Origin of the sequence: Riemerella anatipestifer (assembly GCF_009932355.1) — a bacterium.
In the GTDB taxonomy this organism is placed as follows: domain Bacteria; phylum Bacteroidota; class Bacteroidia; order Flavobacteriales; family Weeksellaceae; genus Riemerella; species Riemerella anatipestifer_E.
In genome coordinates this window covers 116,821-131,482 of sequence record NZ_LEKU01000006.1, presented here as the reverse complement: position 1 = coordinate 131,482, position 14,662 = coordinate 116,821, and the positions used below count along the sequence as shown (strand labels likewise).

At 35.4% G+C, this 14,662-nt stretch carries 11 protein-coding genes; 7 read left to right on the top strand and 4 right to left on the bottom strand.

Annotation, left to right across the window (positions count from 1 at the left end; genetic code table 11):
* Positions 1 to 20 precede the first annotated feature (20 nt).
* From murD to ftsZ, 7 genes are all read left to right on the top strand, one after another.
* Positions 21 to 1,346, top strand: coding sequence for a UDP-N-acetylmuramoyl-L-alanine--D-glutamate ligase (murD, locus tag GXW81_RS02875; RefSeq protein WP_161531114.1), 1,326 nt, complete (start codon positions 21 to 23; stop codon positions 1,344 to 1,346).
* Between the two features lie 6 nt (positions 1,347 to 1,352).
* On the top strand, positions 1,353 to 2,594 hold the full coding sequence (locus tag GXW81_RS02870; protein WP_161531113.1) for an FtsW/RodA/SpoVE family cell cycle protein: 1,242 nt from the start codon (positions 1,353 to 1,355) through the stop codon (positions 2,592 to 2,594).
* Between the two features lie 26 nt (positions 2,595 to 2,620).
* Positions 2,621 to 3,748: an undecaprenyldiphospho-muramoylpentapeptide beta-N-acetylglucosaminyltransferase gene (gene murG, locus GXW81_RS02865; protein WP_161531112.1), complete on the top strand. Its 1,128-nt coding sequence runs from the start codon at positions 2,621 to 2,623 to the stop codon at positions 3,746 to 3,748.
* Positions 3,749 to 3,750: 2 nt separating this feature from the next.
* Positions 3,751 to 5,109, top strand: a complete 1,359-nt coding sequence (gene murC / locus GXW81_RS02860; protein WP_161531111.1) for a UDP-N-acetylmuramate--L-alanine ligase — start codon at positions 3,751 to 3,753, stop codon at positions 5,107 to 5,109.
* An 81-nt stretch (positions 5,110 to 5,190) separates the two neighbouring features.
* A complete protein-coding gene (locus GXW81_RS02855) occupies positions 5,191 to 5,880 on the top strand; it encodes a cell division protein FtsQ/DivIB (protein WP_161531128.1) in 690 nt (229 codons plus the stop codon).
* A 22-nt stretch (positions 5,881 to 5,902) separates the two neighbouring features.
* Entirely contained in the window at positions 5,903 to 7,270 is a 1,368-nt protein-coding gene (gene ftsA, locus GXW81_RS02850) for a cell division protein FtsA (RefSeq protein ID WP_161531110.1), read from the top strand.
* A 30-nt stretch (positions 7,271 to 7,300) separates the two neighbouring features.
* Complete coding sequence (gene ftsZ, locus GXW81_RS02845) at positions 7,301 to 9,106, top strand: cell division protein FtsZ (protein WP_161531109.1); 1,806 nt, start codon at positions 7,301 to 7,303, stop codon at positions 9,104 to 9,106.
* 81 nt (positions 9,107 to 9,187) lie between these two features.
* Here the strand turns inward: ftsZ and GXW81_RS02840 are convergent, their stop codons facing one another.
* Genes GXW81_RS02840 through GXW81_RS02825 form a run of 4 tightly spaced genes read right to left on the bottom strand, consistent with a single transcriptional unit; the run spans position 9,188 to position 14,650 of the window.
* Complete coding sequence (locus tag GXW81_RS02840) at positions 9,188 to 10,561, bottom strand: aldehyde dehydrogenase (RefSeq protein ID WP_161531108.1); 1,374 nt, start codon at positions 10,559 to 10,561, stop codon at positions 9,188 to 9,190.
* Between the two features lie 8 nt (positions 10,562 to 10,569).
* Complete coding sequence (locus GXW81_RS02835; protein WP_161531107.1) at positions 10,570 to 11,379, bottom strand: SDR family oxidoreductase; 810 nt, start codon at positions 11,377 to 11,379, stop codon at positions 10,570 to 10,572.
* Between the two features lie 18 nt (positions 11,380 to 11,397).
* Positions 11,398 to 12,306, bottom strand: coding sequence for a YihY/virulence factor BrkB family protein (locus tag GXW81_RS02830; protein ID WP_161531106.1), 909 nt, complete (start codon positions 12,304 to 12,306; stop codon positions 11,398 to 11,400).
* 22 nt (positions 12,307 to 12,328) lie between these two features.
* A complete protein-coding gene (locus tag GXW81_RS02825) occupies positions 12,329 to 14,650 on the bottom strand; it encodes a BamA/TamA family outer membrane protein (protein WP_161531105.1) in 2,322 nt (773 codons plus the stop codon).
* Between the last annotated feature and the right edge of the window lie 12 nt (positions 14,651 to 14,662).

Genomic DNA, 14,662 nt, shown 5'->3' with positions numbered 1-14,662 from the left:
CAATAAAAACATTAAGGAATATGAAAATAGTAGTTTTAGGAGCTGGAGAAAGTGGTTTTGGAGCAGCCTACCTTGCTAAAAAGAAAGGTATGGAGGTTTTTGTATCCGATAGAGGAAGTATAAAAGAAGAATACAAAAAACAACTGATAGAGAACAATATAGAATTTGAAGAAGGTCAGCACGATGAAGAACGAATTTTAAATGCCGATTGGGTGGTCAAAAGCCCAGGGATTCCTAAAAAGGCAGATATTGTATTTAAAATCAATCAGAAAGGAATAAGGCTATCTTCCGAAATAGAATTTGCGTCGGAATTTACTAATGCCAAAATTGTGGCAATTACGGGTAGTAATGGTAAAACTACTACTACTTCTCTCATCTATCATATCCTTAAAGATAATGGAATGAATGTAGGTTTGGGAGGCAATATAGGCAAGAGTTTTGCTAAACAAGTAGCCGATGAATCTTTTGATTATTATGTTTTGGAAATCAGTAGTTTTCAGTTAGATGATATTCAGAATTTTAGACCATATATTTCGTTGCTTCTTAATTTGAGTCAAGACCATTTAGACCAATACAATTATAATTATGAGGAGTACGCTTTAGCTAAATTCCGAATTACTGAAAATCAAGAATATGATAATTTTTTCATCTATAATAAAGATGATGAAATGAGTCAAAAAATTCTTCAAGAGTTAGATTTAAAGGTTAAAAAAGTGCCATTCTCCATAAAAGAAACTCTAGCAGAGGGTGGATATATGGACGATGAAAACATTGTGGTAAAACTTCAAGATGAGTTTACTATGAAAATTAGAGATTTAGCTCTTATCGGAAATCATAATGTGGCTAATAGCTTAGCAGCGTCTATAGCGGGTAAAATACTTAATATTAGCAATGAAAGTATTAGAAATTCATTGATGACTTTCCAAGCTGTAGACCATAGGTTACAGGAAATAGCTAATCTTAACGGAGTTAAATTTATCAATGATAGTAAAGCGACTAATGTAAACGCTACTTATTACGCTTTAGAAAGTATGACTCAGCCTACCGTTTGGATTGTGGGAGGAGTGGATAAAGGCAATGATTACACCGAAATAGAAGAATTGGTTAAAAAGAAAGTAAAAGCGATTGTTTGCTTAGGTATAGATAACCAAAAGATTATAGATTTCTTTAGAGATAAAAAAGAGTTTATTTATAATACTTCTAGTATGGAAGAAGCTATTAAAATTTCAAAATCTATAGCAGAAGCGGGAGATGCTATACTGCTTTCGCCGTGCTGTGCAAGTTTTGATTTGTTTGAAAACTACGAAGATAGAGGCGAAAAGTTTAAAGCTGAGGTTTTAAAATAATAAATAATGGAGCATACAGAAGTAAATAAAAAAATAGAATATCTAAAAGGAGACAGAGTGCTGTGGATTACAGTAATTCTTATTTCTGTATTCTCTATACTTCCTGTTTATTCGGCGAGTTCTAACTTAGAGTACATTGTAAATACAGGGACAACCACCAGCCACCTTATCAAGCATGTGATGTTCATTGCTTTAGGGTTATTTTTGATGAGAGTCATCGGAGCGATAAAATATGAGTTTATAGGAAAGTTGAGTTCCATACTTCTTGTAATTTCTGTAATTCTTTTAGGAGTTACTATTTTTACAGGGCAAACCATAGATGGGGCGAGTGCTTCTAGATGGCTTAAAATACCAGGTACGGCAATCTCATTTCAGCCGTCAGCGTTGGCAGCTTTGATGTTAGTTATCTATCTATGCCGTTATTTAACTAAAAATATTCAAAGACAAAGGCTTCCTATAGAAAACATTATGTATGTTTTTGGACCTATACTATTGGTATTTATTTTAGTAGCCAAAGATAACGGTTCCACGGCATTGATGATTTTAGCTACTTCTCTAATTGTACTTGTAATAGGGCAATTCCCGTGGAAGTATATTGCAGGGTTTGTCTCTTTGTCGGGCTTAGCGTCTATTATTTTTATTTTGGTAGCATTGAACACTAATTTAATGCCTAACAACCGTGTTCATACTTGGATAAGTAGGGTAGAATCTTTTTCCTCCTCAAAAGACGCACAATTAGATAGTGCTGAAAGAGATGCTGTAAAGGCTAAAAATTATCAAGTGATGCACGCTAAGGCGGCGATAGTACACGGAGGTATTACAGGTAAAGGACCAGGCAAAAGTGCTCTTAAACAGAGGCTGCCACAGTCGGCATCGGATTTTATTTTTGCCATTATTGTGGAAGAATATGGTGTGATAGGAGCAATGGTTTTACTGGGTATGTATTTTATTATCATTATCAGAATACTAATTATAGCGAGTAGAACGAGAGCTTTTTTTGGTTCTCTATTGGTTATTTCTTTAGGAATTATGATTTTCATTCAGCTCAGTGCTAATATTATGGTGGCACTTAATCTCATTCCTGTAACGGGACAACCTCTACCGCTGATAAGCTACGGTGGTACTTCTATGTTAGTGACTTACGCTCAATTAGGCTTAATACTTAATATCAGTTCTAGGATACAAATTTATGATGAAGAAGGCATTGGTAAAAAACAAAACATAGAGGAGATAAATGATATTGCCTAAAGGCTAATTTAATATTAAAGAATAAAATGTCAGAAAATATATATCATATCAATCAAGATTTTGCACCTCGAGTTTTAATGAGTGGTGGTGGTACGGGAGGGCATATTTTCCCTGCGATCGCCATTGCTCAAGAGATACAAAAACGATTTCCTAAAGCGGAATTTTTGTTCATTGGAGCAGAGAATAAAATGGAGATGGAGAAAGTGCCTCAAGCTGGTTTTAGAATAGAAGGACTTAATATTTCAGGATTTAATAGGAGTAGTCTTTTAGCAAATTTTAAACTGCCTTTCAAGATTATTTCTAGTGTTAGAAAAGCCAATCGTATTATAAAAGATTTTAAACCTCATGTGGCAATAGGTACAGGCGGATTTGCTAGTGGTCCTGCTTTGTATATGGCTTCTCGTTTGGGAGTGCCTACTTTTGTTCAGGAGCAAAACTCTCTACCTGGGAAAACTAATCTTTTCTTAGGAAAGAAAGCTAAAGCTGTTTTTACGGCGTATCCTGATATGGCTCATTTTTTTCCAAAAACCCAAACTATTTTTTCAGGAAATCCTATTAGACAATCTTTAATGGAGGGGCTTACAGATACTGCTACGGCTAAAGAAAAGTTAGGATTAGACCCTAATAAATTGAGTATTCTTTCCGTAGGAGGTTCGTTGGGGTCTAGAACACTTAATAATGGTTGGTTAGAAAATTTGGATAGGATTAAAAAGGAAGGTTGGCAACTGATTTGGCAAACAGGAAAAACAGAATATCAAACGATTAAAGATAAGGTTAATTTAGAAGAAGATACAATCCAAGTAAAGGAATTTATCACAGATATGGCATTAGCTTATTCTGCGGCAGATGTAATTGTGTCTAGAGCAGGTGCGATTGCTATTTCCGAGTTAGCAGTAGTTAAAAAGCCTATTTTATTGGTACCTTTTCCTTTTGCAGCAGAGGACCATCAGACCAAAAATGCGATGGCTTTGGTTGAGAAAAATGCAGCAAGAATGGTAAAAGATGTGGAGATGAAAGAGCGTTTTTGGAATACACTTTCAGAGATTTGTGGCAACGAAAATTTACGAAAGGAAATGGGACAAAATCTAGCCTATTTCGCAAAACCAAAAGCTACAGAGGAAATTGTGGATGAAATAATTAAAGTTTTTAAATAGAGATGCAAAATATTAGTACATATCAAAATTTTTATTTCATAGGCATTGGAGGGATAGGAATGTCCGCTTTGGCGAGATATTTCCATTCCATTGGGAAAACGGTTTTAGGCTATGATAAAACTTCTACTAAACTAACTTCGGCACTTATTTCGGAAGGGATAAAAATTAGTTTTGAAGATAATATTGATGAGCAAATAAAAGCCTTTAAACCCGAAGACACTTTAGTGATTTATACGCCTGCAATTAAACAATTAGGCATTTTAGATTTTTTTCAAGAAAAAGGCTTTACGGTACTTAAACGAGCGAAGGTTCTAGGGCTTATTACTAGCGAAACCGAGTGCATCGCTGTTGCGGGGACTCACGGTAAAACCACCACTTCTAGTTTGGTAGCCCATCTTTGTAAGGAAGTTAATTTGTCATTTTCTGGATTTTTGGGAGGTATTGCCGAAAACTTTGGGTCTAATTTTATATTTAATGGGAACGATTATTCTGTAGTGGAAGCCGACGAGTACGATAGAAGTTTTCTTAATTTAGCTCCAGATTGGGCAATTATAACCTCTACAGATGCAGACCATTTAGATATTTATGGGGACAAATCTACTATAGAAAAAGGCTTTAGAGACTTCGCCCATTTGGTATCGGAGGAGCGTCAGCTTTTTGTGCGAAAAGGTATAGACTTGGATAGAAATGCAACCACCTATGCCGTGAACGAAAAGGCTGACTATTATTCAGACGAGTTGAGGTTGGAGGGAGATTATATATCGTTTAATTTTTATACTCCAAACGGAGAAACTCAACGCTTTAGCTGGGAAATACCAGGCATTCATAATGTGGAAAATGCCACGGCAGCACTGGCTGTTTTGCATAAAATAGGTGTTTCTTTAGAAGATTTAAAAGAGGCTTTGGCTAAATTTAAAGGTATCAAAAGGAGATATACCAAGCATATTTTCCCTAACGGAAAGATTTATATAGACGATTATGCTCATCATCCTACGGAGCTTAATGCGGTGATTGGTTCTATCCGAACATTCTATCCCGATAAGAAACTTTTGGTAGTATTCCAGCCGCACTTGTTCAGTAGAACGCGAGATTTTGCAGATGATTTTGCTAAAAGTTTATCGCAAGGAGATGAGTTGATGCTTTTAGATATTTATCCCGCGCGAGAATTGCAGAAGGATTTTGAGGGCATCAGTTCAGACTGGTTGCTAGAGAAAGTAACATTGGCGGACAAGGAGGTTTCTAGTTTGTCGGATGCTTTTGGTAAAATTAAAAATAAAAACTTTGACATTTTACTTACGGTAGGTGCAGGAGATATAGACACGCTTTATGATGGTATTGTAAGCTGGTTAAAAGAAGCATAGAACTTTAAAATGAAGAACAAATACAGAATATTAAAAATAGCTGTTACGATTATCCTGCTGGGATTTTTGTTAAACTTTTCATTGAAAAGATTTAATAATACCTCTATGGATAAAGTGGCTGTTAATATTATTCAAGGAGAGAAGCCAGTCTATTTTATTGATGAGAAAGAAATAGAAAGCATTGTTAAAAAAGCCAATACTACCAATAGAGTTGGGGATATTGATATCCCAAAATTAGAAAGAAAAATCGCAGAATATTCTGCGGTAGATAGTGCCAATGTTTATCTTAGCCTTGATGGTATATTGCATTTAGATATTGTGCAAAGAGTGCCTGTTTTTAGGCTAAGCAAAGGGAAGAAAGAGGTTTATGTAGATGAGAAAGGGGTGGAATTTCCTATCAATCGTAATTATTCAGCATCGTGTATGCTCGTGAGTGGCAATGTACAACCAGAGGAATATCCTCAATTGATAGAACTGGTAAAAAAGATAAATAAAGACGACTTTAGTAAGAAGTTTTTCATTGGTATTGTAAAAGAGAGAGAAAATTATTATCTTATTGCCAATGAAGAAAACTACAGAGTGGAACTAGGAAGTTTGGAAAATATAGATTTCAAAGTTAAAGGTTTCAAAGCGTTTGTAGAAAAGTATTTGGTTTATCAACCATCTGATAAATACACCAAAATATCATTGAAATATGATAATCAGATTGTAACTACACTTAGTAAAGATTACAAAGAAGAAACAGATAAAGAAGAAGAAAAGAATCAATAAAATCAAATTCAAATCAAGATAAATGGAAAGCCAAGAGTATTCAGTAGGATTAGACATTGGGACCACCAAGATTGTTGCTATCGTTGGTCGTCGTAATCAGTACGGTAAGATAGAGGTTATGGGAGTAGGTGTGGCACCTAGTTTAGGTGTACATAAAGGGATTGTAAACAACATTGCCCAAACCATCAATTCCATTAAAACAGCTGTTAGCGAGGCTCAAAAAAGTGCAGGTGTGCCTATTACTAAGGTAACGGTGGGTATTGCTGGTAAACATATCCGTTCTTTGCAACACTCGGATTATATTATGCGAGAAAATCCAGACCAATACATCACGGAGGAGGATATAGAAGAGCTTAAAAATCAAGTTAAGAAATTGGTGATGCTTCCTGGTGAAGAGATTATCCATGTACTTCCACAGGAATATAAGGTAGACTCGGAGGGCGAAATCCAAGAGCCAATAGGAATGCACGGAAAGCGTCTTGAAGCTAATTTCCATGTGGTGGTAGGGCAGATGAGTAGCATTAAAAATATCAGCAGATGCGTTAAAGAAGCAGGGCTAGAGATGGAATCGCTTACTTTGGAACCATTAGCATCGTCTGAAGCGGTTCTTACTAAGGAAGAAAAGGAGGCTGGAGTGGCTATTGTAGATATAGGTGGTGGTACTACTGATATTGCAATATTTAAGGATAATATTATCCGCCATACTTGTGTTATCCCTTATGGAGGAGGTATTATTACCGAAGATATTAAAGATGGCTGTTCTATTATCGAAAAACACGCGGAGCAACTTAAAGTTCGTTTTGGTTCTGCCGTTCCAGAATTAGAAAAAGAGAGTACTTTCGTTACCATTCCTGGGCTTCATGGAAGAACTGAAAAAGAAATCTCTCTAAAAACATTGGCGAAGATTATTCATGCTAGAGTAGAAGAAATTTTGGAGATGGTAAATACCGAACTTAAAGCCTATGGGGCACACGAGAAAAAAAGAAAGCTCATTGCAGGGATTGTGCTTACTGGTGGTGGTTCTAACCTAAAGCATTTAAGACAACTTGCAAATTATATCACAGGGTTTGATAGCCGTATAGGTTACGCTAATGAATATATTTCGAACGATAAAAATCAGCATTTAAAAAGCCCTGAATTTGCAACATCTATAGGGCTTTTAATGGAGAGTTTGTCTATTAGAGATAAGAAAACTAATTCTTTAGTTCAAGAGGAAGTGTCTGTTTCTAACCAAGTAGTTACTGATAAAACAAGCCAAGAGAATAAAGTTTTAGATAGTACCGAACCAACTCATAATGAGACTGTGGTTCAGCAAAATGCCTCTAGAAAGCCTACCATAGGGCAAAACATCTTAGAAAAGATAAAAAAATTCTTTGAGGAATCGGAATAATTAAGTAATTTAGTCATTTAAAATGAAGTAATGGAAAATACCAATAAAACAGGTTTTGAATTTGATTTACCAAAAGGCAACTCATCTATTATCAAGGTAATAGGTGTAGGTGGTGGTGGAAACAATGCCTTAAAACACATGTACGAAAAAGGGATTCACGGCGTAGATTTTGTCATTTGTAATACAGATGCACAAACGCTAAATAACAATCCCGTTTCTAATAAAGTTCAGTTAGGTATCACAACTACAGAAGGCTTAGGTGCTGGTGCAGACCCAGAAGTGGGAGAAAAGGCTGCAATAGAAAGTATAGACGAAATAAAAAGCACTCTAGGACAAAATACCAAAATGGTGTTCATTACTGCTGGTATGGGCGGTGGTACAGGTACAGGTGCGGCACCTATCATTGCTAAGGCGGCTAAAGAAATGGGTATTTTAACGGTGGCTATCGTTACAGTTCCGTTTTCTTTTGAAGGAAAAAGAAGATTAGACCAAGCTGAAGCAGGGTTAGAGAAACTAAGAAATAATGTGGATTCTCTCATCGTGATAAACAACGATAAACTAAGACAACAGTTTGGTAATTTAGGATTTAAACAAGGCTTTTCTAAGGCAGACGAGGTGCTTACCAATGCAGCCAAAGGTATGGCAGAGGTAATTACGGGTTCTTTTGTTATCAATATTGACTTCCGTGATGCTAAGTCGGTATTGCAGAATTCAGGTACAGCCTTGATGTCCACAGGAAGTGCTACAGGTGAGAAGAGAGCAGAAGAAGCTGTTAAAAAGGCATTAGACTCTCCGCTTCTTAATGATAACAAAATTACAGGAGCTCAAGATGTATTGCTTCTTATTCAGAGTGGTTCTGATGAGGCTTCTGAAGCTACGATGGACGAAATTGGTCTTATCAACGATTATATCCAAAACGAAGCAGGAAATACAGCTAATATTATCTTTGGTGTAGGTACAGATGAAGAACTTGGTGATGCTATTAGAGTATTGGTAATTGCTACGGGATTTACTAATGAAAACCACATCAATGCAGGTCCTACGGAAGTAGTTAAGGTACCGTTGCACGAAACGGCAAATTCAGTTAGAAGAGAGTCTCCTTTTAAAATTTCTTCTGATGCTAAGAATGCAGGATTAGGTTCTGTTGTTATGGAGAAAAATATTGTAAAGTTAGATGAAGAAGATGATTTTTCTTCACCACAATTTTCAGCAAATAGATTAAGCGGAGAGCAGTTAGCGGTTCAAGAAGTGCAACCAATGACCTATGTTGAAGAGGTTAATGAAGAATTTGAAGAAGAAAGTAATGAATTAGATTTATTCTCTTATGATGAAGGATACGAAGAACCAAAAGGAATATCTTTTACTTTTGAATCAAAAGACGAAAGTAGCATACAACCTACCAAATCTTTATTCTTAGATGAAAAACCTGTAGAGTTCAGTTTTAAAATAAAAGAAGAAGAGCTTGCTTTTGAAGAGGAAGTAAAAACAGTATCTAATACTGTTGCACCTCAAGAGCCTCAAGTAACTCAGAAAGTAGAAGAGAAACCTATATTTCGTAATGAAGAAATAGCTCAAGAGGAAACGCTTTTTACTTTTATAGAGAAAAAAGTAGAAGACTCTAAAGTACAAGAGAGAAGAAATAAGCTAAAAGAATTTAATTCTCGTTACCAAAATGTAGATGAAGAAAATACTTTTGAAACAGTACCTGCTTTTAGAAGAAAAAATATTAAGCTAGATGATAGCCCTTCTGATGAGCGTATCAGTAGTTTTTTAGCTGATAACAATGGCAGAGTAGAACTTAGAGAAAACAAATTTTTGAATAAAGATGTAGATTAGTTTCTACATTTTTGATACTTGATTGACTTTTTTAAAAACCTCAGGCGAAATATTCGTACTGAGGTTTTTTTATTAGCAAAACTATATCATTTTCTTTACCCATTCAAAAAAATTGAATGGAACATATTTGAACGGAAGGTCTAAAAATGTTGGTGTTTTTACGATAGCTCTTTCATTACTGAAGGCTAAAAAACTGTACTTTCCGTGGTACTTGCCCATACCACTATTCCCAACACCACCAAAAGGAAGATGATGATTGGCAATATGCATAAGCGTATCGTTGATGCAACCTCCGCCCGAACTTGTTTTTGAAATTACCTCTTTAGCATTTTTATTTTTACCAAAATAATACAATGCTAATGGCTTTTCATGTTGATTGATGTACGAGATAGGTTCATCAATATGGTCAAATGTCATTACAGGTAACAATGGTCCAAAAATTTCTTCTTGCATAATAGCGAAGTGAGGCTCTACATTATCTATAATAGTTGGTGCGATGTATTTTTGACTAGAGTCTACTTCTCCACCTAAATAGATATTTCCTTCATTAAGAAATTTAGAAAGCCTTTCTACTGATTTATCATTTACAATACGAGGGTAAAAAGGGCTAGATTTAATATCAGAGCCATACATTTCTTTAATGTGATAAGCTATTTTTTCAAGAAGCTCTTTTTTTACTGAACGGTGTACCCAAAGATAATCTGGAGCGATGCAGGTCTGTCCAGCATTGATGAGTTTTCCCCACGCAATCCTTTTAGCAGCAAGGTTGAGGTTTGCATCTTTATCCACAATACAAGGGCTTTTGCCACCTAATTCTAACACGATAGGCGTTAGATTTTCTGCCGCGGCTTTCATAACCACTTTTCCTAAAGATGGACTTCCTGTAAAGAAAATAAAATCAAAGCGTTCCTCTAGCAAGTAGGTGTTGGTTTCTCGTCCACCTTTAACAAGAGTAATGTACTCTAGCGGAAAATATTCTGTTAGCATTTCTTCCACTACATTCGCAAGATGTGGAGCGTCAGGAGAGGCTTTTAGTAAAGCACAACAGCCAGAGGAAATAGCTCCTATTAGAGGATTGATAAGAAGTTGAAACGGATAATTCCATGGAGAGATAATAAGAGCCACACCCAAAGGTTCGTAGATGACACGGCTAGATGCAGGAAGTACCGAAATAGGCGACCAAACTCTCTTAGGACGAGCCCAACTTTTTAATTTTTTTAAATGATAATTAATTTCGTTGAGAACAATGCTGATTTCTGTAAGGTAAACCTCTTCTTTAGATTTGTGTAAATCTTTCCATAAGGCTTCTTCTATTTCGTGCTGATACTTTAGTATGGCTTGTTTTAGTAGAGATAGCTGCTTTAGTCTAAAATCAATAGCTTTGGTTTGTTGAGTCGCAAAAAACGCTTTTTGTTTTTGGACGAGTGCTGATATTTGAGCTTTTGGAGTTTCCATTGGTATAATTATTTTTTATGACCTTTAAAGTCAGCCATTGTTTTATAGATTCCTAGTAAACTTCCTGCAAACCAATCAAAAAAACGAAGTGGGAATAACCCTTGACCTATACGAGTTAAACGATAGATATAGCCAGGAAGTGTTACCATTTTTCTGTTGTTTTCTATGGCACTGATGACAGTTTTAGCTGCTTTTTCAGGGTCTAATATAGGTAGAACAGATTTTACGCCATCAAACATTCCAGTGTTGATGTAGTAAGGCATAATGGTGGTTATTTTGATGTTTTTTTTCAACTGCTCCATTTCTAACCTAAGGCTATCAGACCAACCAACAACAGCCCATTTGCTCCCTGCATATACGGACATTTTAGGGTTAGATACCAGTCCTGCCGAAGAGGCAATATTACAGATATGTCCTGAATTTTTTGTGAGCATATCTTGTAAAAATAGATTAGTGATTACCATCGGTGCATTGGTATTGATTTCTATGGTTTTTAAAATATCCTTTTGAGAATGTTCGTGGAAATATTTGCCAACCACAATTCCGGCATTATTGATTAGAATATCAATATTACCAATGTCTTGTTTAGTTTTTGTAGCGATGTGTTGTACTTCGTCATAATTGGAAACATCTACTTTGTATCCAAAGATAGAACCTAGTGATGAAAACTGGAGGATAGTTTCATCAATTTTTGATTGGTCAATATCCCAAATAATTACTTTAGCATCTTTCTCTAACGAAAGTCTAGCCATAATTTTCCCGATGCCGCTAGCGCCTCCTGTGATGAGGATATTTTTATGCTGAAATTTTTTGCTCATACCTAGTAGAAAAAATAGTTAGTATGAAGAAGGCTCTCTTCTGTCGGAAGTCCATTTAGCATGTTGAGAAGGCTGTATTTTTAGACCTCTACGGTAGGTATAAACCTTGGTAAATACTGCTCCAAAAAAGATGAGTCTGCAAGTATAATTTATCCACATCATAATTAAAATAACAGAACCTGCTGCTCCGAATGCAGATGTAGGTTTGAAATTACTGAAATAAAGGCTTAATAAAAATTTACCTAAAGTAAACAAAAATGCAGTAATAAATGCTCCTACCCATACAGAACGCCAAGAGAGCTGAACATCTGGAAGGACTTTAAACATAAGAGCGAATAGTAATACAACGATGAAGAAGCCTACGGAAATGTTTATAATCTGTATAATATAGTAAGTCTCTAACCCTAGGTGTTGAGAAATAAATTCGTTAGCCAGCCCTATAAGTGTAGAGAGTACCATGGTTATCATCATTAAAAATCCAATAATGAGTATCATGCCTAACGAGTTAGCACGATCTGTCAAGAATTTTAATAAAGCTCTTTTGGGTTCTGCTTTTACATCCCATAACTCATTGAGTGATTTTTGAAGCTGAAAAAATAAGGTGGTAGCACCAAAAATAAGTGTCGCAATTCCAATAATTCTCATGATGATTCCGTCTTGGTCTATCATGGAGGATTTTAGAATGTCATCTAAACTTTTTGCGGTATCGGAACCCATAGCCTGGGTTACTTCTTCTTGTATTTTCTGTTGGAAATTAGCATCGCCAAAAATAAATCCCATAAGCCAAATTAAAATGATAAGTAATCCAGGTATGGAAAATATGGCATAGTAGGCAATTCCTGCAGCATCTCTATCGGCGTTAGAGCTACTCCATTCTGTTACAGCTTTTTTTATAGTTTCCCAATAAAATTTAAAATTCTTTTTCATAACGGTCTTTTTTCTAAATTTTTTAAAAAGGATAGCCGATGGCTATGTTTAGGATTAGATTATCCTTTCTCCAAGAAGAGTTATTAAAATCAATATGATTAAACCTCCAACGTTCATTTTTACTATAATAGGGTACTCTTAGAGGAATGGCAAGATCTGTCCTTAGTACAAATATATTAAAGTCAAATCGAAGTCCCAAGCCTCCTCCTACGGCAATTTCGGAAGTCCAGTCTTTACTAAATTTGGCACCTGGGCGAGTAGGGTCATCATTGATAAGCCAAATGTTACCAGCGTCTAAAAATAAACCTAAATTAAGAAAACGATAGATGTTTAAACGATATTCTAGGTTAGTTTCCAGTCTAATATCCCCGGCTTGGTCTAAAAAGAAACTACCTTGTTGGTTTCTTGGGTCATAACTACCTGGACCTAGTGTTCTAGCTCTAAAGGCTCTGATACTATTACTTCCTCCTACAAAAAATTGTCTAGAAAAAGGTACTGTAAGAGAATTGCCGTAAGGATAAGCTAATCCCATCATTAGTCTTGCAGCTAAAACATTTTTAGAGTTCATATTATAGTAGTAACGAAAGTCTGTATCCAATTTTGCATACTGACTAAAGGGTACACCTAGTATGGTTTTTTGTCTACCTTCTTTTGCATTTGCATTGGACAGTAATCCTGTAAGATTGGCTGATAAGTCGGCTACACCACGAAAATAGAATTGGTGTGTTCTAGGTATGATGGTATTGGTGTATGTATATTGGTACATAGGTCCAAAAACTAACTGTCTTTCTATTGCTCTAGCTAAACTAGGATAGCTCTTTGCTAGGGATTTATATTCATCTGAAATATTCTGAGGGTTAACATAAGTAGCACTAAATATTTTAAGATCGTGCTCTCTCTGTGCATTTTCTTTCCACAAATATCCAAAAGAGGTACTAAAGTTATGTAAAGTATATTGTCCCGTTCTACGCTGATAGTCATACCCTAGGTTTACTTGTGTTCTTGGAACAAACTCTGAACTGGTATGAAACTTAAAAGGAGCTATAATCCTTGGGAAAGTAAGTTGAGCGTTGCCTCCAAATCTTAATATATTACTGAAAGCTCTAGGCCCTCCAGCTTGCACGTCCATACCTCCATAAGCAGTAATTCTTAGTTGCTCTGCACCTTTAAATAAGTTTCTGTGAAGCCAATTGATATTTATCTCTCCACCGTTAAAGTTTGCAGAATTAGTCTTACCTAATGCTTCCATACGGAGTGATTGAAAATTGTTTGGGGTGAGTAGGTAGTACGCATCAAATTTATTATTTAAAGAGTCGGAAAGAATAAACTGATTTTTAACGAATTTAAAAACTCCTAGATTTATAAGTCTTTTAAGCGTAAGGTTATGGTCTCTTCTGTTATAAATTTCACCTGAGTGAAAGTACATAGTCCTATCAAAAACTTGTGGTTTAAATTTTTTTTCAGGGTCTATAATGTACATGTCTTTGTAAACTTTTAGACCGTCAGTCGTGGTGGGAATAGCTATACTTCCTTTCTCTACATTTTGTATGCTATAATCGGGGTAAATAATTACTTTATCTATACTAAACTTTTTTTTGCTAAGTTCTGGAGTTTGGTCTTTTAGTTTTACATTGACTGCAACTTTATTGTTTCCTACAGTGCTATCCGCTTGAATAATGATGTTATCTGGACTAAAATAATAATATCCATTCTCCTTCATATAAGTATCTATACGGAGTCTCTCATTTTTTATTATTTCGAGATTATAGGGTTCTTGTGGTTTTATTAGGCTTTGTTTTTGTGTTGCTTTTATATCTTCTACTACCTCTTCATTGGTGGAAGACAGGAAGTTTACGGTATCTATAAAATATCTATTGTAAGGAGTTATAGTATATAAAACCTTAGCAGTTCTACCTTTTGTGAGGGTATCATATCTTACTTTAGTATTGAAATAGCCAATATTTTCTGCATAATTAACAGCAATTTCTTTATTAAACTCTCTATCTACATCTTGTAGAAGAATAGGTTTTTCTCCTAGTTTATTTTTAATCCAATATCGCAGACCTTTATTTTGTTTAGTTTCTCCTGCCCATTTATAAAAATACAATCTAGGACGCATTCCTAAAAATGAAGCATTAGGTTTAGGAGAAAGTTTGCTCTCTGTGCCTTTTTTCAGTTCAGAAATATCACCTTTGTTTAATCGGTCTGATTTTATTTTAACCTTAGCTCCAGTATATAAAATTTCTCCTTCTTTAAGGGTAGAAGCTCCAGAGCAGCCTATTATAAAAATACTGATATAAACAATGTGTATGAATATTGAATATTGTTTGATTATATGTTTCATTTTTGAAGAAAG

Coding starts and splice junctions, on each gene's coding strand:
- murD (WP_161531114.1), top strand. CDS start 21: ATGAAAATAGTAGTTTTAGGAGCTGGAGAAAGTGGTTTTGGAGCAGCC.
- GXW81_RS02870 (WP_161531113.1), top strand. CDS start 1,353: ATGGAGCATACAGAAGTAAATAAAAAAATAGAATATCTAAAAGGAGAC.
- murG (WP_161531112.1), top strand. CDS start 2,621: ATGTCAGAAAATATATATCATATCAATCAAGATTTTGCACCTCGAGTT.
- murC (WP_161531111.1), top strand. CDS start 3,751: ATGCAAAATATTAGTACATATCAAAATTTTTATTTCATAGGCATTGGA.
- ftsA (WP_161531110.1), top strand. CDS start 5,903: ATGGAAAGCCAAGAGTATTCAGTAGGATTAGACATTGGGACCACCAAG.
- ftsZ (WP_161531109.1), top strand. CDS start 7,301: ATGGAAAATACCAATAAAACAGGTTTTGAATTTGATTTACCAAAAGGC.
- GXW81_RS02840 (WP_161531108.1), bottom strand. CDS start 10,561: ATGGAAACTCCAAAAGCTCAAATATCAGCACTCGTCCAAAAACAAAAA.
- GXW81_RS02835 (WP_161531107.1), bottom strand. CDS start 11,379: ATGAGCAAAAAATTTCAGCATAAAAATATCCTCATCACAGGAGGCGCT.
- GXW81_RS02830 (WP_161531106.1), bottom strand. CDS start 12,306: ATGAAAAAGAATTTTAAATTTTATTGGGAAACTATAAAAAAAGCTGTA.
- GXW81_RS02825 (WP_161531105.1), bottom strand. CDS start 14,650: ATGAAACATATAATCAAACAATATTCAATATTCATACACATTGTTTAT.